The sequence below is a fragment of the Streptomyces sp. NPDC048295 genome, from assembly GCF_040652135.1.
Classification (GTDB): domain Bacteria; phylum Actinomycetota; class Actinomycetes; order Streptomycetales; family Streptomycetaceae; genus Streptomyces.
Map to the genome: position 1 here is coordinate 181944 of NZ_JBEZLL010000004.1, position 20195 is coordinate 202138.

The following is a 20195-nucleotide window of genomic DNA, read 5'->3' on the forward strand; positions in this document are numbered from 1 at the left end:
GGGCCCGGGCAGGGTTCCGGGCAGGGGTCGCCGGTCAGTCGCGGAAACGCAGGAACTCGGGTGGCACGGCGGCGGTGAGCCAGACGCCGTTGGCGCTGACGTAGAAGATGTGGCCCGCGCGGTGCATCGCGCCCGCGTCCACGGACAGGACGACGGGGCGGCCGCGCCGGGCGCCGACCCTGGTCGCCGTTTCGCGGTCGGGCGAGAGGTGGACGTGCGTGCGGTTCATGGGCCGCAGGCCCTCGCCCCGGATCGAGTCCAGCGCGTGTCCCACCGTGCCGTGGTAGAGGTACGCGGGCGGTTCGGACGGCGGCAGGGCGAGGTCCACCGGGACCGTATGGCCCTGGCTCGCGCGGATCCGGTCGTTCTCGACGGCGAAGCGCTGCTTGTCGTTGACGGCGACGACATGGTCGAGCTCGGCCCGGGTGAGGGGGAAGTTGTTACGGGCCGTGGCGCGCAGCAGCGTGTCGATCGGCACCCAGCCGTTGGCATCGAGCGTGATGCCGATCCGTTCCGGCTGATGGCGCAGGTGTTTCGAGAGGTACTTGGACACCTTGACGGTGCGTCTTTCATCCATCTGGCCAGGGTGCCCGCGAGGACCTCCCCGGTGCATCCGGGTTTTGCTCACGATGTGTCGAAGTAATTTTCGTCCACAGGTTTGATCCACAGTCAGTTTGACTTATCCACAAGCTAATTGGCGTTTCTGTGGACAAGTCAGCGCAAAATCAACCGATTTGATCAACTTGCCCCAGTTTTATACTAGATGACACGAGTGAGTCCAATGCCCTTGCCTGTACCTCACGTTCCGCCGCCGCCGCGACGAACGCCGAGACGTTCTCCGAGCCAACCAGCTGTTGAACGGCCCGGATCGTCTCCGGCGGGAGTTCTACCCTCTGGGACGCGGGTGTCGGGGAATCCGCACTGAACGGGGTGTCGGCGCCGAGGTGGTGATGCAGGTGGAGAGTGGCGAACGTCCGCATCGCGCGGGCCAGTTCGGCATCCACGGTCTGCTGGGCGAGCGGACGCAGCCTGCGCACCATGGCGGCTGCCTCGGCCGCGTCCGATTCGGTCGGCGGCCGATGGCCCAGATAGCGCGCGAAGACGTGTTCGGTGGTGAACTCCAGGAAGCGCGAGGCTATCTGCTCGACCTGGCCGCGAAGTTCCCGCAGATGAGCGGAGATTGCGCCCAGCGGTACACCCGCCGCATGCAACTCGACCGCCACGGCCAGCTCCTGGGGGCTCGGTACCAGGAACTCCCCGTCCCTGCCCGGGACCGGTTCGAGCACACCGAGCTCCACCGCCTCGGCGACCGCCTCGTCGTCCGAGGTACCGCCGAACTTCAGATCCAGCTCGTCCCGGGTGATCCGGTCGGCCTGTTCGTCCGTCCAGGGGCCGTGCACCTCGGCGACCAGCCCGAGCACCCCGCCCAGCCCACGGCCGGTGTCCCAGGCGTCCAGGAGCTCCTTGATGCTGGCCAGGGTGTAACCGCGGTCCAGCAGATCGGCGATCTGCCGGAGCCGGGCGAGATGGGTGTCCCGGTACACATTGGCCCGGCCGCGCCGCTCCGGTGTCGGCAGCAGGCCGCGGTCCTGGTAGGCGCGGATCGTGCGGACCGTGGCCCCGCTCGCGTGCGCCAGGTCCTCGATCCGGTACTCGGCGGCGGCCTGCCGGTCCGCCGCCGACGACCGCCCGGGGCCGCTCACAGCGGCGGCTTCAGCCGGGCGATCCCGCGCAGCGCACCGGGGCTGAACCGGGACAGCAGCCGGGCACCGCGGGCCTCCGGGGTCACCGGCACCACGGCCTGGTTGCGCACCACCGCCTTGAGGATCGCGTCGGCGACCCGCTCCGGGGGGTAATTGCGCAGGCCGTACAGCCGGCTGGTCCGCTTCCGCAGGCGCTTCTCCTCCGCGGCGTCGGCACCGGCGAAGCGCGTCGTCGCGGTGATGTTCGTGTTGACGATGCCAGGGCAGATGGCGCTGACCCCGATCGACCGCTCGGCGAGCTCGGCCCGCAGACATTCGCTGAGCATCAGCACGGCCGCCTTGGAGGTGCTGTACGCGGGCAGCGCCCGGGACGGCTGATAGGCCGCGGCGGAAGCCGTGTTGACGATATGGCCGCCCTGGCCGCGCTCGGCCATCTGCCTGCCGAAGATCCGGCAGCCGTGGATGACCCCCCACAGATTGACGTCGAGGACGTTCTTCCAGTCCTCGCTCGTGGTGTCCAGGAAGGAGCCGGACAGGCCGATCCCGGCGTTGTTGACCAGGACGTCGACGATTCCGTACTCGGCGGCGACCTTCTCGGCGAGCTTCTCCATCGCCTGTTCGTCGCTGACGTCGACCGCTTCGCCCCAGGCGGCCGGGGAGCCGATCAGCCGGGCCATCTCGGCCGTCCTGGCCGCTCCCTCCGCGTCCCGGTCCACGGCCACCACCCGGGCACCCGCCTCGGCGAACGCGAAGGCGGTGGCCCGGCCGATGCCTCCTGCCGCGCCTGTCACCAGGACCAGCCGCCCGCCGAACCTGTCCGCGTACGCCCCGGTCGGGGCGGTGTCCTGCACCGGGCCGCCGTTCTCCCTCGCGGCCTCGTTCGCGGCGACGAACTCGCCGATCCAGGCGGCGAGCTGGTCCGGCCTGGTGCGCGGCACCCAGTGCTTGCCGTCCAGTGACCGGCGTACCAGCTGCGGTGCCCACAGCTCCAGCTGGTCGTACAGCTTCTCCGAGAGGAAGATGTCACCGGTCGGCGTGATCAGCTGGACCGGCACATGCGCGTAGGCGTCGGTCCGCGGCCGGCTCAGCCGGGCGCGGACGTTGTCGCGGTAGAGCCAGGCGCCGTGCGCCGCGTCGTCGGGCAGCGAGGATGTCGGGTAGTCGCCCGCCGGTACCTTCTCCAGTCGCTGGAGCATCCGCGGCCACCGCTTGCCCAGCGGGCCGCGCCAGGCGAGCTCGGGCAGGACCGGCGTATGCAGCATGTAGACGTACCAGGACTTGGCGCCCTGGCCGAGCAGCTGGCCGACCCGGCGCGGGGTGGGCCGGGTCATCCGCTGCTTGATCCAGTGCCCGAAGTGATCCAGCGAGGGGCCGGACATCGAGGTGAACGAGGCGATCCGCCCCTCGGTCCGCTTGACCGTGACGAACTCCCAGGACTGCACCGAACCCCAGTCGTGCCCCACGAGATGCACCGGCCGGTCCGGGCTCACCGCGTCGACGACGGCCAGGAAGTCATCGGTGAGCTTCTCCAGGGTGAAGCCGCCGCGCAACGGCTTCGGGGCCGTGGACCGGCCGTGACCGCGCACGTCGTACAGCACGACGTGCCACTGGTCGGCCAGTCGGCTCGCCACCTCCGTCCAGACTTCCTTGCTGTCCGGATAGCCGTGCACCAGGACGACCGTCGGCCGTCCCTCCTCGCCCAACTCGGCGACGCACAGCTCGATTCCGCCCGTACGCACCCGGCGCTCGCGCGCCCCCGGCAGATCCAGCAGACTCATGCCGCCACCCTTTCCTCGGCCCAGCGCCGCACATGCGGCAGATCGTCGTCCAGCCAGAAGGCGCTCTCTTCGGGGTCCTTGGAGTCGGTGACCACCAGGATCTCCTCGAACTTGGCCCCCGTTCCCCGGAATCCGAGATGCGGCTCGACCGCCCACAGGCCGGGCTGCGGCGGATGGTCGGAGAAGCGGTACGGACTCCACAGCGGCGACCAGCCGTCCCGGTGCCCGTGCAGCGCGTCGCTCATCAGCCCCTTGAGGGACTGGGTGCCGAAGCCGAACACGTGGGGGGACCAACGGCGTTCGGCAACGCGGTCGACCTTGTGGGCGATGACACCGAAGGGATAGGCGCGATGCCTGTTGGCGTAGCCCTGCCTGATCATCAGGCGGTCGACGTCCTCGTATATCTCGCGCAGGGAACGCCGCTCGCGCACCTCGCGCAGTATCAGCTCGCGGTGGGCCTCCAGGTCGGCCAGCAGCTTGTCGTGCAGGGGGTTGAGCCCCAGGCAGCCGGAGTAGCCGATGTCGGCCGTGAAGCCCTTGTACACCGGAGCCATGTCGAGGACGAAGGGCATCCCCGGCTCCAGCTTCCGGTTGGTCGGGAAGAACTGCAGGGGAATCCTGAAGCCGGCGAATGCCGTGCGGTCCCCGAACCAGGCGAAGGGGAGGTGGAACCAGTCCCGCACCCCGCGCTCACGCAGCCAGTCGCGCTGCATACGGGCCGCCTCGCGCTCGGTCACCCCTGGCCGGAGCCGGCCCGCGACCGCCTCCGCGCAGGCGTAGGCGAGGCTCTGCACTTCTCTGAACCCCCGCAGATCCGGGGCCCTTTCGTCCTTCACCGCCGAAGCCATGCCACCGTCCGTTCCCTGCCGTGTGCGGTACGTGCCCGTAACGTGACACTGATGAATGTGACAATGTCCGACGGCTACGTCAAGAGGTGTGCGGAGACCTGTGGACAACCCGGCCGGACCCCTTGCCGGTCGCGGATGTCATACCCCGTGGTGGCCCCCTACGGGTCCGTACATCTGGAGTCGGAGGCCGATCCAGCCGCCAGGGCTGACGACTGATGTGGCCCGCGCCACTACCTTCGGACTGTGACTGTGATCGCGACCGAAAGCCTGAGCAAGCGGTTCCCCCGGGTGACCGCACTTGACCGGCTCTCCTTGGACATCGGCCCCGGTGTGACCGGCCTGGTGGGTTCCAACGGAGCCGGCAAGTCCACATTGATCAAGATCCTGCTGGGTCTGTCCCCCGCCACCGAAGGCCGGGCCGCCGTGCTCGGGCTCGACGTCGCCACCAGTGGTGCCGCCATCCGGGAACGGGTCGGCTACATGCCCGAGCACGACTGCCTGCCGCCGGACGTCTCGGCCACCGAGTTCGTCGTCCACATGGCGCGGATGTCCGGACTGCCTCCGACGGCGGCGCGCGAACGCACCGCCGACACGCTCCGGCACGTGGGCCTCTACGAGGAGCGCTACCGCCCCATCGGCGGATATTCGACCGGCATGAAGCAGCGCGTGAAGCTGGCGCAGGCGCTGGTCCACGACCCGCAACTGGTCCTGCTCGACGAGCCGACCAACGGCCTCGACCCGGTCGGCCGCGACGAGATGCTCGGACTGATCCGCCGCGTCCACACCGACTTCGGCATCTCGGTCCTGGTCACCTCGCACCTCCTGGGCGAGCTGGAGCGCACCTGCGACCATGTCGTCGTCATCGACGGCGGCACACTCCTGCGCTCCAGCTCCACCAGCGACTTCACCCAGACCACCGCGACCCTGGCGGTCGAGGTCACCGACACCGACACCCACCCGGACGGCACCGACGCGCTGCGCCAGGTCCTCACCCGGGCCGGCGTGACGTTCATCGGCCAGGACGGGCTCGACGCACAGGGGCTGCCCGGCGCGGGCCACATCCTGCTGGTCGAGGCGACCGGCGAGGAGACGTACGACATCGTGCGCGACAGTGTCGCGGGGCTCGGACTGGGCCTCGTACGGATGGAACAGCGGCGCCACCACATCGCCGAGGTCTTCCGTACCGACGGGGTGCCTGCGTCCGCAGCCGTGGCGCACAACGCGCCCGCGTCCGTGCCCGCGTCCGCGTCCGCAGAACGCAGTACAGCAGAAGGGGAGCGGTCGTGATGAGTACCGAGACCGGGACCGTGGCCGGGAGCGAGACCTCCCGCATCCACAACATCGGGTACCGCTCCTACGACGGCCCGCGGCTGGGCCGCGGCTACGCGCGGCGCTCGCTCTACTCGCAGTCCCTGCGAGGTGCGTTCGGACTCGGCCGTTCCGCCAAGTCCAAGGTGCTGCCGATGCTGCTCTCCGGCGTGATGTGCATGGTCGCGGCGATCATCGTCGCCGTCGCCATCGCCGCTCCCGGAACGACGGCCCTGCCGATCAAGTACACCTCGTTCGCGATCTATCTCCAGGCCCTGATCGGCCTCTTCCTCGCCGCACAGGCACCGCAGTCGGTCTCCAGGGACCTGCGGTTCAAGAGTGTGCCGCTGTACTTCTCGCGGCCGATCGAACGGGTCGACTACGTCCTGGCCAAGCTGGCCGCCATGGCGTCTGCGCTCTTCATTCTCACCGGCACACCGCTCCTCATCCTCTATGTGGGCGCGCTGCTCGGGAAGTTCGACTTCGCCGACCAGACCAAGGGATTCGGACAGGGGCTGGTATCGGTGGCACTGCTCTCGGTGCTCTTCGCCGCACTCGGTCTGGTGATGGCCGCGCTGACACCGCGCCGCGGCTTCGGCGTCGCCGCGGTGATCGCCGTACTGACCATCACCTACGGCGCGGTCTCCACGGTCCAGGCCATCGCCTGGCAGACGGGCTCCTCCGGGGCCATCGAGTGGCTGGGGCTCTTCTCCCCCATCACGCTGATCGACGGAGTGCAGACCGCGTTCCTCGGGGCCAGTTCGGCCTTCCCCGGAGGGGAAGGCCCGGGAGCCGGGGCCGGACTGGTCTATCTGATCGTTGTTCTCGCGCTCGTCGCCGGCTCGTACGCCGTACTGATGCGCCGCTACCGGAGGGTCGGGCTGTGACCACCATCGAGATCGACCACACCTCGCGCTGGTTCGGCAATGTGGTCGCCGTCAACGACGTGAGCATGACGGTGGGCCCGGGTGTCACCGGTCTGCTCGGCCCCAACGGTGCGGGAAAGTCCACGCTGATCAACATGATGGCCGGCTTCCTCGCCCCGTCGACGGGCGCGGTCACGCTGGACGGCCGGGCGATCTGGCGCAACGAAGCCGTGTACAGGGAGATCGGGATCGTGCCGGAGCGGGAGGCGATGTACGACTTCCTGACCGGCTACGAGTTCGTCGTCGCCAACGCCGAACTCCAGGGACTCGGCGAGGCGGAGGCGCGGAAGGCGCTGGCCACGGTCGAGATGGAGTACGCGCAGGACCGCAAGATCTCGACGTACAGCAAGGGCATGCGCCAGCGCGTGAAGATGGCGTCCGCGCTGGTCCACGAACCGTCGGTGCTGCTGCTCGACGAGCCGTTCAACGGCATGGACCCGCGCCAGCGGATGCAGCTGATGGAACTGCTGCGGCAGATGGGGGAGCAGGGCCGTACGGTGCTCTTCTCCTCCCACATCCTCGAAGAGGTCGAGCAGCTCGCCTCCCACATCGAGGTGATCGTGGCGGGACGGCACGCGGCGTCCGGCGACTTCCGCAGGATCCGCCGGCTGATGACGGACCGCCCGCACCGCTATCTCGTACGTTCCAGCGACGACCGCGCCCTCGCCGCCGCGCTGATCGCCGACCCGTCGACGGCCGGCATCGAGGTGGACCTGGGCGAACAGGCCCTGCGGATCCAGGCGGTCGACTTCGGACGCTTCACCGAGCTGCTGCCGAAGGTCGCACGGGAACACGGAATTCGTCTTCTGACCGTTTCGCCGTCCGACGAGTCCCTCGAATCGGTCTTTTCCTATCTCGTAGCGGCCTGAGTAGTGGCCTGAAAGGAGCTGTGAAGCGTCATGTACGACCCCACAGTCGCCCGGCTCACCTACCGGGCCCTGCTCGGCCGGCGCCGGGCCGCCATCCTGTTCGCCCTGCCCGCACTGCTGGTGGTCATCGCCTTCGCGGTACGGGTGCTCACCGGGTCCGACGACCAGGTGGCCTCGGACGTGCTGGGCGGCTTCGCCATCGCCACGATGGTGCCGCTGATCGGAGTGATCGCCGGAACCGGGGCGATCGGTCCCGAGATCGACGACGGCTCGATCGTCTATCTGCTGGCCAAGCCGGTGAAGCGGCCGACGATCATCTTCACCAAGCTGATCGTCGCCATCGCCGTGACGATGGTCTTCTCCGCGCTGCCCACGTTGATCGCGGGCCTGATCCTCAACGGCAACGGCCAGCAGATCGCGGTGGCCTACACCATCGCGGCACTGGTCGCCTCGATCGCGTACAGCGCGCTGTTCCTGCTGCTGGGCACCGTCAGCCGGCACGCGGTCGTCTTCGGCCTCGTCTACGCGCTGGTGTGGGAGGCCCTGTTCGGCACCCTGGTGCCCGGGGCGCGCACGCTCAGCGTCCAGCAGTGGTCCCTCGCGGTCGCCGAGAAGGTCGGCGGGTCGGGCGCGATCACCTCCGACGTCGGGCTGCCGACCGCGACGGTCCTGCTGGCGGCGGTCACGGTGGTGGCGACCTGGTACGCGGGCCAGAAGCTGCGCACGCTGAAGCTGGCCGGCGACGAGTGACCGGAGGCCCGCCTCCCGGCCGCTTCCCCCGAGCGGTTCGTTCCTGACCGCTCCGGTACCCGTCAACCCTCGTCCTTCGGACGGGGGTTGACGCATTTCGGACAGTCGTACGCGTAACTGTACGGTTATCGGTTCGTTGAGCAAGGTGCGTGGAGGCAACTGGGATCTGTGGCGTCGTGGCTTTCGTGAAACAGGGATTGCCGATGCCGGCGAGGGAGTACCCGCCGGGTCGGTCATTGAGTGAGTGGCAACCGTGAGCGTCCTCCGCCCCTCCAGCCCGGGACAGGGCTGCCCGTCGTCGGTTCACGATCGGAAGGCATGCCCATGCCCACAGAAGTCGCCCTGCTCGAATCGCGCGCGCTGCGCCTGGAGCAGATGGGGCGCGTCGATGTCCTCGACAAGGTCAAGAGCCTTGTCATGCTCCCGGACGGGATTCACCTTCGCACAGAGGATGTGGCCCGGTACTTCGAAGTATCCACAGTCGCCGTCAGAAGGCTCACCGACCGCCATCAGGACGAGCTGATGGAGAACGGAATGCGCGTTCTTCGCGGCGTTGACCTGCGCTCCTTCCATAGCGACATGATGTCGCTATGGGCAGGGGAGGTGCCGGAAAGTTATCCACAGGCGGCGACGCAGCTCAGGGTCTACACCCGCAGGACCGTCCTCGACATCGCGATGCTCCTTCGCGACAGCGACATCGCCCGATGCGTCCGTACCTATCTGCTCGACGCCGAGCAGGACCTGCGCGCGGGCTACGCCTCGCTCGAACACCGCGTCACCCGGGTGGAGAGCTGCCTGGCCGGAGTGGGTGCCGCGCTCCAGGAGCTCGGCCCCGTCCTCAACCGGATGTCGCACCGGCTCGACAGCCTCGACCGGAGGCTGGACGTCACGCATCAGGTCGTCGGAGCCATGAGCGTGCGGCTGGGCCACATGTCCGAGGACATCGTCCGTATCGACGGCAGGATGGATGAACTCGCCCGCACACTGAAGGATCTGAGCCGCCGCAACACCAGGCAGCGCTGATCCCGCAGGAGTTCGCGGCCCTTCGGCACCGCCCGGAAAACGGGTGGCGCCGAAGGGCCGCCCCCGGCACAGTGGTCGGTGCGGCGCACGCCGACAGGAACAGCACATGCCGACAGGCACGCCACCGACCGGGAGAGGAGCGCGACGATGACCAGGAGTCCGAGTCCGTCGAGTTCCCCGCAGGGCGGACCCGAGCAGGCGCCGGAGTAGTCACCGACGACTCCACCGTGCCGCTCGGAGCAGAACGCCCGGGGCGGCTTCCCAGCGCATCGCGCGGCCGCCCACCCGGAGGATTGGCCGAGTGGTAAGGCAGCGGCTTGCTAAGCCGTCGTCGGGGCCGTTGACCCCGCGCGCGTTCGATCCGCGCATCCTCCGCAGCACCAGGGCCGCGCACCGGCACGCGACCCCGTGTCCGCACTCCTACGACTGGAGCAGCCGCTCCAGCACGACAGCGATGCCGTCGTCCTCGTTGGACGCGGTGATCTCCTGGGCCACGGCCTTCAGGTCCTCGTGCGCGTTGGCCATCGCCACGCCCCGCCGCGCCCAGGCGAACATCGGAATGTCGTTCGGCATGTCGCCGAAGGCCAGGGTGTCCGCGGCCTTCATGCCCAGCCGGCGAGCGGCCAGCGAGAGCCCGGTCGCCTTGCTCAGCCCCAGCGGCAGGATCTCCACCACTCCCGGACCGGCCATGACCACGTCCACGAGATTGCCGACGGCAGCGCGTGCGGCCTTCGCCAGTGCGTCGTCGTCCAGGTCGGGATGCTGGAGGTAGACCTTGTTCAGGGGCGCGGACCACAGCTCGGCCGGGTCCTCCACGAAGACGTACGGAAGCGGACCTTCCTGTACCCGGTAGCCGGGGCCGACCATCACCTCGCCGTCGAGCCCGTCGCGGCTCGCCGCCACGGCCAGCGGACCCACCTCGGCCTCGACCTTGGACAGCGCGAGACCGGCCAGCTGCCGGTCCAGCGTCAGCGAGGTCAGCAGCTTGCGCTCGCCCGCGTGGTAGACCTGCGCTCCCTGGCCGCACACGGCGAGCCCCTCGTAGCCGAGGTCGTCCAGGATGTGGCGGGTCCAGGGGACCGACCGGCCGGTGACGATGATGTGCGCGGCACCGGCCGCGGTGACCCCGGCCAGTGCCTCACGGGTGCGCTCGGAGACCGTCTCGTCGCCACGCAGCAGCGTGCCGTCGAGATCGGTCGCGACGAGCCTGTACGGAAAGGTCACTTGGCGACCGGCTCCAGAACCTCGCGCCCGCCCAGATAAGGCCGGAGCACCTCGGGCACCCGCACCGAACCGTCGGCCAGCTGGTGGTTCTCCAGAATCGCCACGATCGTGCGCGGTACGGCGCAGAGCGTGCCGTTCAGCGTCGACAGCGGCTGGAGGACCTTCTTGCCGTCGCGGGTGTCACGCATCCGGACGGACAGGCGGCGGGCCTGGAAGCTGTTGCAGTTCGACGCGGACGTCAGCTCGCGGTACTTGCCCTGCGTCGGGATCCACGCCTCGCAGTCGAACTTCCGGGAGGCCGATGCGCCCAGGTCGCCGGTGGCGACATCGATCACCTGGAACGGCAGCTCAAGAGCGGTGAGCCACTGCTTCTCCCAGTCGAGGAGCCTGCGGTGCTCCGCCTCGGCGTCCGCCGGGTCGACGTACGAGAACATCTCGACCTTGTCGAACTGGTGCACCCGGAAGATGCCCCGGGTGTCCTTGCCGTACGTACCGGCCTCGCGGCGGTAGCAGGGCGAGAAGCCCGCGTAGCGCAGCGGCAGCTTCTCGGCGTCGATGATCTCGTCCATGTGGTACGCGGCGAGCGGGACCTCGGAGGTGCCGACCAGGTAGTAGTCGTCCTTCTCCAGGTGGTACACGTTCTCCGCGGCCTGGCCGAGGAATCCGGTGCCCTCCATCGCGCGCGGGCGGACCAGCGCCGGCGTCAGCATCGGGATGAAACCGGCCTCGGTGGCCTGGGCGATCGCCGCGTTGACCAGGGCCAGCTCCAGCAGCGCGCCGACGCCCGTCAGGTAGTAGAAGCGCGAGCCGGAGACCTTGGCGCCGCGCTCCATGTCGATGGCGCCGAGCTTTTCGCCGAGCTCCAGGTGGTCCTTGGGCTCGAAGCCCTCGGCCCCGAAGTCACGGATCGTGCCGTGCGTCTCCAGGACGACGAAGTCCTCCTCGCCGCCGACCGGCACGTCCTCGTGGACGATGTTGCCGATCCGGAGCATCAGGCTCTTGGCCTCGGCGTCGGCCTCGTCCTGCGCGGCGTCGGCGGCCTTGACGTCGGCCTTCAGCTGCTCGGCCCGCTTGAGCAGCTCCGCGCGCTCGTCGGGCGAGGCCTTGGGGATGAGTTTGCCGAGCGCTTTCTGCTCGGAGCGGAGTTCGTCGAAGCGGACACCGGACGACCTGCGCCGCTCGTCGGCGGAGAGAAGGGCGTCGACGAGCTCGACGTCCTCTCCACGGGCGCGCTGGGAGGCGCGAACACGGTCGGGGTCCTCACGGAGCAGGCGAAGGTCAATCACCCCTCCAGGCTACCGGTGTGCACTTACTCCGCTCGAACCGATATTGCCGAGCGTGTCACTTTGCCCTAATTGCCTGAATTGGTAATGCTGGGGGAGATTGTGCGGCCGGGGTGGATCTCGATCGTCAATAAAAAGAGCCTACTCGCCTAAATGGGGCAGATGGCTTCACTCGTCTTGACGCATCCCCCGTGCCTCGGGCGGCAGTTGGCCGTTACTTGTCCACAGGCTCCCGGACTTCCGAAAGTTATCCACAGGCTGTGAGGAAGGCCTGTGGATGCCGGAAGAGGTCATTCCGGAAGTCGTCCGATGGCTCGCGGATTTCCGGTTCAAACCCGCTTCAGACGCTCGTTCGGGTGGGAATTTACCGTCCTAAAGAGTTGATCAATGGAATTGGAGTGAGACGGGCCGGCCCGGGTGGCCTGTCGGCCTGTGGATGCATCTGGGCCGACTGGAGCAATATGTCGACCATGTCGCATGAGGGTGTCGACTTGTCCCCAGGTCGAGAACCATCCCTGTGGATAACTCTGTGGATACCGAAAATCGGGAGATAGGACCAGCGGCGAGGGTGCGCTGAGGCCGGAAACTCCCGGCGGGCCCGGCTCCTGACCGACTTCGTCAGCCTCCGGCGGGCCCGGTCTCCCCGGCTCCGTCCGTCAGCCCCGGCCGTCCAGGTTCCTGGCCAGCCAGTCGGAGGCCTCCGTGAACTCCGTGTCCGACGTGCCCGCGCGCAGCGGCCGTACGTCCTGCAACGCCACCCCTGCCCGCGGGTAGGAACCCAGGAACCGCACCTTCGGGCAGATCCGCTTCAGCCCCATCAACGCCTCGCCGACCCGGCGGTCCGCGATGTGCCCCTCGGCGTCCACCGCGAAGCAGTAGTTCCCGATGCCGGCCCCCGTCGGCCGCGACTGGATCAGCATCAGGTTCACCCCGCGCACGGCGAACTCCTGGAGCAGTTCGAGCAGTGCACCGGGGTGGTCCTCGCCCAGCCAGATCACCACCGAGGTCTTGTCCGCGCCCGTCGGCGCCGCGGGCCGGGCCGGGCGGCCCACCAGGACGAAGCGGGTCTGCGCGTTCACCGCGTCATGGATCTCGGTCACCAGCGGTTCGAGGCCGTAGGTGGCGGCCGCGAACTCACCTGCGAAGGCGGCGTCGTACCGGCCTTCCTGGACCAGCCGGGCCCCGTCCGCGTTGGAGGCCGCCGACTCCCACACGGCGTCCGGGAGATGGGCGGCCATCCAGTTGCGCACCTGCGGCTGCGCGGCCGGGTGGGCGGTGACCGACTTGATGTCGGACAGCTTCGTGCCGGGCCGCACCAGCAGCGCGAAGGTGATGGAGAGCAGCACCTCGCGGTAGATCATCAGCGGTTCGCCGGTGGTCAGCTCGTCGAGCGTCGCGGTGATGCCGCCCTCGACGGAGTTCTCGATCGGTACGAGGGCCGCCGCGGCGGCCCCGCTGCGTACCGCGTCCAGGGCCGCCGGTACGGAGACCATCGGGACGAGTTCGCGGGTGGCGGCTTCCGGGAGCGTACGGAGGGCGACCTCGGTGAAGGTGCCTTCGGGGCCGAGATATGCGTAGCGCGTGGCGGACATACCGTCACCCTAATGCGCCCCGGTGGCTCAGGACTCCAGCAGCCGCTGCCCCACGTACTCGCCGTCCGACGCGCCGCCCGGTACCGCGAACAGGCCGCTCGCCTCGTGCCGGATGAACGGCGACAGGGCGTCGCCCCGGTCCAGCTTCCGCTGCACCGGAACGAACCCGCGCAGCGGATCCGCCTGCCAGCAGATGAACAGCAGACCGGCGTCCGGGGTGCCGTCCGCCGAGATGCCGTCGTGGTACGAGAAGGGGCGCCGCAGCATGGCCGCACCGCTGTTCTTCTCGGGGGACGAGATCCGGGCGTGGGCGTTATCCGGGATCAGGAGCTTGCCGTCGGAGCCCGCCCGGTCGAGGTCCATCGCGGTGGTCTCGGTGCCGCCGCTCAGCGGTGCGCCGTCCTTCTTCCGGCGTCCTATGACCTGCTCCTGCCGTGCCACCGGGAGCTTCTCCCAGTCGTCGAGCAGCATCCTGATCCGGCGCACGACCGCGTACGAGCCGCCCGCGAGCCAGTCGTACGCCGCCTCGGTTCCGCCCGGGACGAAGACGCGTCGCTCGAAGTCGCTCTCGGCCGGCTTCGGGTTGTTGGTGCCGTCGACCTGGCCCATCAGATTGCGGGCGGTCATCGGCTGGGCCGTGGCGCCGGGGGCGCGGTTGAAGCCGTTCATCTGCCAGCGGACCCTGGCCGCCGGGGCGGCCTCCTTCTGCACGGCACGCAGTGCGTGGAAGGCGACGAGGGCGTCGTCCGCGCCGATCTGGACCCAGAGGTCACCGTTGGAGCGCTCGGCGTCGAGGTGGTCGGAGGAGAAGGGCGGCAGCGGGTCGAGCCCCGGCGGGCGGCGGTCGGTCAGGCCCGTGCGTTCGAAGAAGGTCCGGCCGAAGCCGAAGGTGACGGTCAGCGAGGACGGTCCGGCGTCCAGCGCGATCCCGGTGTCGTGGTCCGGTCCGTCCGCCGCGCCGCTCCCGGCGGGCTCGCCGGCCATCAGCTGCCCGGCCGCGGCCGACCACCGGCGCATCAGGGCGATGGCCTCCTTGCGCCCGGCGCCGGGCACCAGGTCGAAGGCGACGAGATGGCCGCGTGCCTGAAGCGGAGTGGTGATCCCCGGTTGATGTTTCCCGTGAAACATCACCCGGGTGGAGCCGACCGCGGTCAGTGCGGTGGGCTCGACGGGCCTGGTCGCGGCGTAGCCGGTGGCGCCGCCCGCCGCGCCCAGCACCAGCCCGGTCGCACCTGCCGCGCCCGCGCTGCCGATCAGCCGGCGCCGGGAGATGCCCGCGCTGCCGCGGACACCGTCGTCCCCGCCGCGGGATGCTTTGCTGCTGTTGTCTGCGCTCACGATCCTGCTCAACCGATCTTCACGTTCTTGTCGATGGTCGTCTGATCGATGTCCGACGTACGTACGGTCACGGCGACCTTCCAGTTGCCCGCCATCGGGATCTGGACGCCGTCGGCGGTCCAGTGGCCCTCGGCCAGCCGTGCGGGGAGTACGGGCAGCGGGCCGATGTCCTTGGACTCCAGGGTGAAGGCGACCTTCACCTCGGGGACGTCCATGGCCTTTCCGTCGGCACCGTCGACCCAGAGGTGGAGTTCATTGGCGCCGGGACGGGCGGGCGTGATCTCCATCCGCACCGTTCCCTTCCCCTTCTCGCCGCCCGTGTCGAAGGGCAGCTTCAGGCTGACCGGGCCTTCGTTCGCGGGGGCGGCCACCGCAGTGGACGCGCGGGCCGCTTCCTCCTCGGTGCGCGCCGGCTCGGTCGAGGTCAGTACGGTCGTCACCGCCAGCAGCGCCACGGCGACGCCCACTTCGGCCAGCACCGACCGGCGCAGCCCGGACCGGTCGGGGTCGGCGTCGCGGATCCGCTTCTTCTCGGCGGTGGCCACGGCGGCCCGCTGCCGGGCGAGTTGGGCCGCCCGCGCGGGGTCGTCCCCGGCCTTCTCGGGCGCCTTGGCGGAAGACCGCTTTCCGTCCTCGTCCCCGGGCTCCGTCGCCGCGCTGCCCCCGCCCGTGACCAGGCGAGCCGTCCAGCGCCGTGAGAACCAGGCGATCACGATCAGGACGGCGACCAGCCCCACCTTCACGAGCAGCAGCTGCCCGTATCCGGTGCCGGTGAGCGCGGACCAGGTGCCGACCTGGCGCCAGGACTGGTAGACGCCGGTCGCGGCGAGCACGATCACGCTGCCGAACGCGATGCCGGAGAAGCGCCGCACCGCCGTCGCATCGATGTCGGGGGTCCGGTAGAGGGCGACCAGCAGGGCCGTGAGACCACCGAGCCAGGCGGCGACGGCCAGCAGGTGGAGCACGTCGACCGGCATGGCGATGCCGGGCTGGATCCCGGTCGAGGCGTGCTCGGCGAGCGCCCATGTCCCGGCGATCCCGGCCGCGATCACCGTGCCGCCGATGGCCAGTCCGAAGGTGAGGTCCCTCTTCTCGCGCTCGTCCTCGCGCTTGGCGTAGGCCCCGAAGAGCACGGCGACGAAGAGCGCGGAGGCGCCGAGCAGCAGCAGCCGGGAGACCAGTGCGGCGCCGGGCTTGGTGTCGAGCACGGCCTTCAGCCCGTCGAGATCGAAGGCGTCCGCGAGCTTCCCGGATCCGGTGTACGGGTTGCGCAGGAGCAGCATGGCCAGGGTGGCGACGGTGAGGGTCATCCAGCCGCGTGCCACCAGGCGCTGGAGCGGACGGGCTCCCGCACCGCGCTGCCAGCAGGCCAGTACGAAGGCGGAGCCGCCGGCCAGCAGGATGAAACCGGCGTACGCGGCGTAGCGCGCGATGTCGTACAGCGTGCCGACGAGGCCGCCGCCGGCCTGGTCCTCCGGGAGCGCCACGGCGGTCTTCGAGGGTGCACCGACGGAGAAGGTGAAGGCGCCGGACACGGGGTGACTGTCCGCCGAGACGGCCTGCCAGGCGACGGTGTACGTCCCGTCGGGCAGTCCGGAGTGCAGCGATACGCCGTACTTCACGGTGGAACCGCTCTGCAGATCACGCGGTGCGGCGCCGGTGTCGGCGCGTTTGCCGGCGGGGTCCAGGATCCGGATGGAGTCGTCGCCGAGAGCGACCTGCTCGGAGAAGGTGAGCGTGACCTCCTTGGGGGCGGTGGCGACCACCGCCCCGTCCTGCGGATCGCTCCCGGTCAGTGCGGCATGCGCGGACGCGGGGCCCGCGCCTCCCAGCAGCACGCCGAACACCAGGCCGACGAGGGCGGCGAGGAGCGCGGCCGCGGCGGGTGGACGGCGTGTCGTGGGAGCGGGCGGGGGCGGTCCGAAGTGCGGGGCGGTGGCTGTCATGACGAGTCAGTCCCTCACTGCTTCTTCGGGTTGTAGGTGGTCTCCTTCACGGGAAGGTCGACCTTTATCGGGTCGGCCTTCTCGAAGTGCAGCTCCAGGGACACCTTCTCGCCCTGCTTGGGCCGCTGCTTGAGTTTCATGAACATGATGTGGTTCCCACCGCGCCGCAGATCCAGCTCGCCGCCCGCGGGCACGTCGAAGGACGTCACCATGCGCATCGTCTGGTTCTTCGTCTCGTGGATCGTGACGTCGTCGGAGAGCGTGCTGGTGACGGAGGTGAGCCGGTCGGACGCCCCGCCGCTGTTCTTGACGACGAGGAACCCGGCCGCCATGTCGCTGACGGGCTGCGGCATGAAAGCGCCGGTCACCTTCAGCTCCGGCTTGCTGTCCGAGGACGAGCAACCCGCCAGCGTCAGTCCCGCGGTGAGGACGACGGCGCCGGCGAGGGTGGTGCGGCGGTTCACGGGTTCTCCCCCTTGAGGATCTTGGGGAGGTCCTTGGTGTAGTCGTCGGGGGAGGTGTCCTCGCTGTAGACGAGGTAGCCCTTGTCGGTCTTCGGGGAGAACGCGATGACCTGGGACCCGTGCATCGAGACGACCGTGCCGTCCTTCTCCTTCTTCGGAGCGTCGATGCCGATGCCGATCTGGCGTGCGCCCGCCTGGATGGCCGGGAAGTCGCCGGTGAGGCCTATGAAGGAGGGGTCCTGGGACTTGAGCCAGCTGCCGAGCGAGGACGGGGTGTCCCGCTCGGGGTCCGTGGTCACGAAGACGACCTGGAGCTTCTCCTGGTCGGCCTTGGGCAGCGACTTCTTGGCGATGGCGATGTTGCTCATGATGAGCGGACAGACATCGGGGCAGTTGGTGTAGCCGAAGTAGATCAGGGTCGGCTTGCCCTTGGTCTGCTCCCGGAGGTCGTACTTCTTGCCGTGGGTGTCGGTGAGGACGAGATCCGGCTTGGTGAACGGCTGGTCCAGGACAGTCGCCGCCTTGGTCTTCGCCTCGACCGATACGTCGGCGATGGGCTTCTTGGCGCTGTCGTCGCTGCTGCCGCAGGCGGACAGGGTGAGCGCGGCCGCGGCGACGAACGCCGCGGCCAGCACCGTTTTCTTAGGCATGGAGCACTGGTTCCTGAGGGTCGGTGGGACGGGTGGAGCTGTGGTTCACGCGGTGCGTCGGCGGCCGGCGAGAACACCGAAGGCCACCCCGGCCACGCCGATGACGATGCCGACGATGCCGAGGACGCGGGCCGTGGTGTCGCTGGAGGACGTGTCCGCGGCGGCCGTCGTCTGCTTGTCCGCCGCCTCGGCGCCGGCGCCCTTGGCGTCGGCGGCCGAGCCGTGCTCGCCGGTGGCCGGCGCGGTCAGTGCGAGGACGGGCGCCGGGCTCTCGGGCTCCTCGGCGCCGGCCTTCTGCTCCTCGATCCAGCGGACGACTTCCTTGTTGTCGTACGTCTGGATGGCCTTGAACACCAGCTGGTCGGCGTCCTCGGGGAGCTGGCCGATGGAGAGCGGGAACTGCTGGAAGTCGCCGGGGCGGATGCCACGCCCGTCCTTGTCGCCGGTGGCGGTCCAGGTGACCTTGGAGACGGCCTCGTTGATCTTCTGGCCGTGCATCTCCATCGGCTTGGCGAGCTTGCTCTTGGTGACCTCGATGTCCCAGCCGGGTACGGCCTGCGGCATGACGGAGGCCAGCGGGTGGTCGGTCGGGAAGTTGACCTCGACCTTGGTCGTCGAGGCGTTGTCGCGCTCGTTGGGGACCTTGAAGTTGACGGTGGCGTAACCGCCCTTGGCGGCCTCGCCCTGCGGCTGCACGCTGACGTGTGCGGAGGCCGTACCGGCGAGGAGCAGGACGGTGGACGCGGCGACGCCGCCGGCGAGGGCGATGCGGGAAACGTTCATGACAGGGATCACTCCACGAAGCACGAAGGAAAGGTGGTCCGGCGCGCGGGTGCGCGCCGGCATCACGACACCTCTTCCCCTCGAACGGCGTGCATGTGCCGACCGGGCTGCGCACGGAGTGATCCGTACGCCGGGTGGAGGGTGTCGCGTCAGGCCGCGAGCGCGTACGCGGCCGGCGGACCGCGCCTGATCACCTGGTGCTGCAGGGGGTCCCCGGTGGCGGGGGGCGGGGCGTCGACCGCCGTACGGAGGGTGCGCGGCCCGGTCGTCGGGTTGCCGGGAAGCCCGGCGCGCAGGGCGGCGACGAGAGCGAGTGCCGCGCGCAGCGCGCGCAGCCGGGCCCCGGCCGCGATCTGCTGGGCGCCGTGCGCGGACAGCCGGACCAGCCGGAACAGGGCGACCTCGCCGCGCCGCAGCAGCCAGCCGGTGGCCGCCGCGGCCAGCAGGTGGCCGAGCAGCATGGGCAGGTCGGGCAGCAGGGCGGCGAGGGCGGCCGGATCCGTGCCGGACGCGGCGGCCACGTGGTGGTGGCCGCCGGCCGTCACCGACGCCGGGTCGATGCCCGCGGTGGTGACGATGCGGTGTGCCTCGGCGGCGCTCAGCTGCGCCGGCCCGGCCCCGCACACGAGGCTCGCCGCGAACCGGATCAACGAGTCGTCGCCCGCCACGGTGTTCACCGGGGTGCCGTGCGTACCCATGCCGAACAGGGCGTGCAGGGCGATCTGTCCGCCGGCCAGTGCGGCGGCGATGGACGGCAGCGAGCGCTCGCGTCCGGCGAACGGCGCCACCACCGCGAGCATTCCCAGGAATCCCGCGAGCAGGGTCCACCAGGGGACGGCCGCGCAGGAGGCCAGGGAGTGACCTGCCGCGGACAGCGCGACGCAGACCGCGGTGAACACCGCGGCCCTCAGGAGCCGCAGACCGGCTCCGGCGCGTGCGACAGGCATAGACATGGCGGGGCCATCATCGCACCGAGCCCCCGGGCCCGGTACGGCAGGTCCGGAAGGTCGCCATTCGTCCGAGGGGGCCGCCGGGCCGGGCATACACGGGTGTACGGAGAGCTGGTATCCGCCGAATGAGCGGTCTCACATCCGGTCTGTGCTTACTCGTGGCGCCGGGCGGCAATAGGTATCGGTATGTCGAGCCGCGGCCAGGAGGCTGGAGCATGAGCATCTGGTGGTCCCTCCAACTGCGGCGCGAGGCTGCGAGCGTTCCGCTCGCCCGCCGCTTTCTGCTGGGCACCATGGAGACCGCGGGCGTGGACCCGGACATCTCCTTCGATCTGTCGCTCGCGCTCAGCGAGGCCTGTGCGAATGCCGTCGAGCACGGCGGTGACCACAGGGCCGGGGACGACTGGGCCGACCAGGGCGCTCCGCAGGACCCGTGGGACGTGTGGGACGAGCTGCCCGGGGCCGCCTCCGGGCAGTACCGGGTCACCGCCTACCTGGACGGCGAGAAATGCCGTATCGAGGTCGCCGACTCGGGCCCCGGGTTTCCCGCCCGGGGCCCCCTTCGCGCCGCGGCGCGGCAGTACGGACCCCAGCAGTACCCGCCGCTCACGGCCGAGGACGGGCGGGGTCTGTGTCTGATCGAGCAGCTCGCCGACCATGTGCACTTCGGCAACCGCCCCGGCAGCGGTGCCGTCGTCAGCTTCGACAAGGTCCTGAAATGGCGGAAGGACGCCCTGCTCATGGTGTCCTGAGCAGAGCG

The 20195-nt window shown here is 69.8% G+C and carries 18 protein-coding genes, 1 tRNA gene and 1 pseudogene; 7 read left to right on the forward strand and 13 right to left on the reverse strand.

The annotated features are described in order from the left end of the window. Positions 1-34: 34 nt before the first annotated feature. The 4 genes from AB0D53_RS07450 to AB0D53_RS07465 all read right to left on the reverse strand — a co-directional run bounded on the left by AB0D53_RS07450 (position 35) and on the right by AB0D53_RS07465 (position 4329). On the reverse strand, positions 35-577 hold the full coding sequence (locus AB0D53_RS07450) for an RNA 2'-phosphotransferase (protein WP_362441462.1): 543 nt from the start codon (positions 575-577) through the stop codon (positions 35-37). Between the two features lie 148 nt (positions 578-725). Then, a complete protein-coding gene (locus AB0D53_RS07455; protein WP_362441466.1) occupies positions 726-1703 on the reverse strand; it encodes a MerR family transcriptional regulator in 978 nt (325 codons plus the stop codon). Next, complete coding sequence (locus tag AB0D53_RS07460; RefSeq protein WP_362441991.1) at positions 1700-3472, reverse strand: SDR family oxidoreductase; 1773 nt, start codon at positions 3470-3472, stop codon at positions 1700-1702. Before AB0D53_RS07460 ends, AB0D53_RS07455 begins: the two co-directional genes overlap by 4 nt. A gap of 5 nt (positions 3473-3477) precedes the next feature. Further along, entirely contained in the window at positions 3478-4329 is an 852-nt protein-coding gene (locus AB0D53_RS07465) for a M24 family metallopeptidase (protein WP_362441469.1), read from the reverse strand. Between the two features lie 288 nt (positions 4330-4617). On the opposite strand from AB0D53_RS07465, the pseudogene AB0D53_RS07470 reads away from it, so the two are divergent. The 6 genes and pseudogenes from AB0D53_RS07470 to AB0D53_RS07495 all read left to right on the forward strand — a co-directional run. Beyond that, positions 4618-5623: pseudogene (locus tag AB0D53_RS07470) on the forward strand (ABC transporter ATP-binding protein); the annotation flags it as partial. Beyond that, on the forward strand, positions 5616-6524 hold the full coding sequence (locus AB0D53_RS07475) for an ABC transporter permease (protein WP_362441472.1): 909 nt from the start codon (positions 5616-5618) through the stop codon (positions 6522-6524). The pseudogene AB0D53_RS07470 and the gene AB0D53_RS07475, both read left to right, overlap by 8 nt. After that, positions 6521-7432 (forward strand): ABC transporter ATP-binding protein, encoded by a 912-nt coding sequence (locus AB0D53_RS07480; protein WP_362441994.1) that lies wholly within the window; start codon positions 6521-6523, stop codon positions 7430-7432. Before AB0D53_RS07475 ends, AB0D53_RS07480 begins: the two co-directional genes overlap by 4 nt. A gap of 30 nt (positions 7433-7462) precedes the next feature. Continuing rightward, on the forward strand, positions 7463-8182 hold the full coding sequence (locus AB0D53_RS07485; protein ID WP_329820018.1) for an ABC transporter permease: 720 nt from the start codon (positions 7463-7465) through the stop codon (positions 8180-8182). A 324-nt stretch (positions 8183-8506) separates the two neighbouring features. Further along, the gene (locus AB0D53_RS07490) at positions 8507-9205 is read left to right on the forward strand and encodes a hypothetical protein (protein WP_362441997.1); all 699 of its coding nucleotides are present in this window, start codon (positions 8507-8509) and stop codon (positions 9203-9205) included. A gap of 287 nt (positions 9206-9492) precedes the next feature. Then, positions 9493-9580: transfer RNA gene (locus AB0D53_RS07495), tRNA-Ser, on the forward strand. 45 nt (positions 9581-9625) lie between these two features. Here the strand turns inward: AB0D53_RS07495 and AB0D53_RS07500 are convergent. The 9 genes from AB0D53_RS07500 to AB0D53_RS07540 form a co-directional block, all read right to left on the reverse strand. Continuing rightward, the gene (locus tag AB0D53_RS07500; RefSeq protein WP_362441476.1) at positions 9626-10429 is read right to left on the reverse strand and encodes an HAD family hydrolase; all 804 of its coding nucleotides are present in this window, start codon (positions 10427-10429) and stop codon (positions 9626-9628) included. Next, a complete protein-coding gene (gene serS / locus AB0D53_RS07505; protein ID WP_362441479.1) occupies positions 10426-11715 on the reverse strand; it encodes a serine--tRNA ligase in 1290 nt (429 codons plus the stop codon). The genes AB0D53_RS07500 and serS overlap by 4 nt, the downstream gene beginning before the upstream one ends. A 653-nt stretch (positions 11716-12368) precedes the next feature. Continuing rightward, positions 12369-13304 carry a prephenate dehydratase gene (gene pheA / locus AB0D53_RS07510; RefSeq protein WP_362441482.1) on the reverse strand — a complete coding sequence of 312 codons (936 nt, stop codon included), beginning with the start codon at positions 13302-13304 and terminating at the stop codon, positions 12369-12371. Positions 13305-13331: 27 nt separating this feature from the next. Further along, positions 13332-14576 (reverse strand): iron uptake transporter deferrochelatase/peroxidase subunit, encoded by a 1245-nt coding sequence (gene efeB / locus AB0D53_RS07515; RefSeq protein ID WP_362442000.1) that lies wholly within the window; start codon positions 14574-14576, stop codon positions 13332-13334. Positions 14577-14650: 74 nt separating this feature from the next. After that, entirely contained in the window at positions 14651-16588 is a 1938-nt protein-coding gene (locus AB0D53_RS07520) for a copper resistance protein CopC (protein WP_362441485.1), read from the reverse strand. Positions 16589-16602: 14 nt separating this feature from the next. Beyond that, positions 16603-17052: a copper chaperone PCu(A)C gene (locus AB0D53_RS07525; RefSeq protein WP_362441488.1), complete on the reverse strand. Its 450-nt coding sequence runs from the start codon at positions 17050-17052 to the stop codon at positions 16603-16605. Then, positions 17049-17702: an SCO family protein gene (locus AB0D53_RS07530; protein WP_362441491.1), complete on the reverse strand. Its 654-nt coding sequence runs from the start codon at positions 17700-17702 to the stop codon at positions 17049-17051. Before AB0D53_RS07530 ends, AB0D53_RS07525 begins: the two co-directional genes overlap by 4 nt. 45 nt (positions 17703-17747) lie before the next feature. Further along, entirely contained in the window at positions 17748-18485 is a 738-nt protein-coding gene (locus tag AB0D53_RS07535; RefSeq protein WP_362441493.1) for a YcnI family protein, read from the reverse strand. Positions 18486-18634: 149 nt separating this feature from the next. Continuing rightward, positions 18635-19438, reverse strand: coding sequence for a hypothetical protein (locus tag AB0D53_RS07540; protein ID WP_362441495.1), 804 nt, complete (start codon positions 19436-19438; stop codon positions 18635-18637). Positions 19439-19650: 212 nt separating this feature from the next. Between AB0D53_RS07540 and AB0D53_RS07545 the strand changes: the two genes are divergently transcribed. Further along, positions 19651-20187, forward strand: coding sequence for an ATP-binding protein (locus tag AB0D53_RS07545; RefSeq protein WP_362441498.1), 537 nt, complete (start codon positions 19651-19653; stop codon positions 20185-20187). Positions 20188-20195 lie beyond the last annotated feature (8 nt).

Coding starts and splice junctions, on each gene's coding strand:
- AB0D53_RS07475 (WP_362441472.1), top strand. CDS start 5,616: ATGAGTACCGAGACCGGGACCGTGGCCGGGAGCGAGACCTCCCGCATC.
- AB0D53_RS07450 (WP_362441462.1), bottom strand. CDS start 577: ATGGATGAAAGACGCACCGTCAAGGTGTCCAAGTACCTCTCGAAACAC.
- pheA (WP_362441482.1), bottom strand. CDS start 13,304: ATGTCCGCCACGCGCTACGCATATCTCGGCCCCGAAGGCACCTTCACC.
- AB0D53_RS07535 (WP_362441493.1), bottom strand. CDS start 18,485: ATGAACGTTTCCCGCATCGCCCTCGCCGGCGGCGTCGCCGCGTCCACC.
- AB0D53_RS07530 (WP_362441491.1), bottom strand. CDS start 17,702: ATGCCTAAGAAAACGGTGCTGGCCGCGGCGTTCGTCGCCGCGGCCGCG.
- AB0D53_RS07485 (WP_329820018.1), top strand. CDS start 7,463: ATGTACGACCCCACAGTCGCCCGGCTCACCTACCGGGCCCTGCTCGGC.
- AB0D53_RS07540 (WP_362441495.1), bottom strand. CDS start 19,438: ATGTCTATGCCTGTCGCACGCGCCGGAGCCGGTCTGCGGCTCCTGAGG.
- AB0D53_RS07520 (WP_362441485.1), bottom strand. CDS start 16,588: ATGACAGCCACCGCCCCGCACTTCGGACCGCCCCCGCCCGCTCCCACG.
- AB0D53_RS07465 (WP_362441469.1), bottom strand. CDS start 4,329: ATGGCTTCGGCGGTGAAGGACGAAAGGGCCCCGGATCTGCGGGGGTTC.
- AB0D53_RS07490 (WP_362441997.1), top strand. CDS start 8,507: ATGCCCACAGAAGTCGCCCTGCTCGAATCGCGCGCGCTGCGCCTGGAG.
- AB0D53_RS07545 (WP_362441498.1), top strand. CDS start 19,651: ATGAGCATCTGGTGGTCCCTCCAACTGCGGCGCGAGGCTGCGAGCGTT.